This is a genomic window from Candidatus Cryosericum odellii (genome assembly GCF_003570935.1).
Lineage (GTDB): Bacteria > Caldisericota > Caldisericia > Cryosericales > Cryosericaceae > Cryosericum > Cryosericum odellii.
On sequence record NZ_QXIU01000075.1, the window covers coordinates 5167 to 5854 of the forward strand.

Annotated in this window: 1 protein-coding gene; it reads left to right on the top strand. The window is 60.6% G+C overall.

Annotated features, from left to right (window positions below; all coding sequences use genetic code 11):
• Positions 1–6 precede the first annotated feature (6 nt).
• Positions 7–688, top strand: a 682-nt coding sequence (locus SMC5_RS03045) for a hypothetical protein (RefSeq protein ID WP_165848947.1), incomplete at its 3' end; no start/stop codon positions are given.

A 688-nucleotide genomic window follows, 5' to 3' on the forward strand; every position in this document is an offset into this window, starting at 1 on the left:
GGCCCCATGCAGGATACGAAGGGAACGTTCCTCGGCATCAAGACCAAGGCTGGCAAGGTCACGAGCGTGACTCCGCCGCCCACCTCAACCGGCATCCTCCAACCGTTCGTTCGCAGCGCGTCACGGACAACCGATGGCAAGACCCTTGTCTACGAACTTGGCATCTATGGTTCGGGCACGGGCGCCGACGGCAAGACCGCCCCATTGACCTATGAGACATGGCAGTACGTCGAGGGCTCCCGCAAACCCAAGCTCGTCGTCAAGAGCAATACCCCATCGTTGTTCGCCTATCAGTTTACGGGCGGCAGTGCCCCCGTTGCCGCCGGCAAGCAGCCCGGCGCGACGCTCACGACCGAAACGGGACTCATGTTCCGGGACCAACCCATTACGATCGGCAGCACTGTCCTCGAAGTGGCCGCACCCACGGAGACCCGAACTGCACTTGGGCTCGGCCAGGGCTGGGTTCAGGCGAAGGGACTCGGTCAGGCGAAGGGAAAGACCGGCTGGGTCTATGGTGGGTACGCTAGAATAACGCGTGGAAAGGCAACGTATGTACCGTTTGCCAAGGTGACAGCCTCCACGTCTGTCAAGGTCTACCTCGACGAAAGTCTCAGCGGAACGGCGACGACAGTCCTTGCAAAGGGCGACAACGTCGTTGCAATGAAAATGACTGCGAACAAACGGGCAA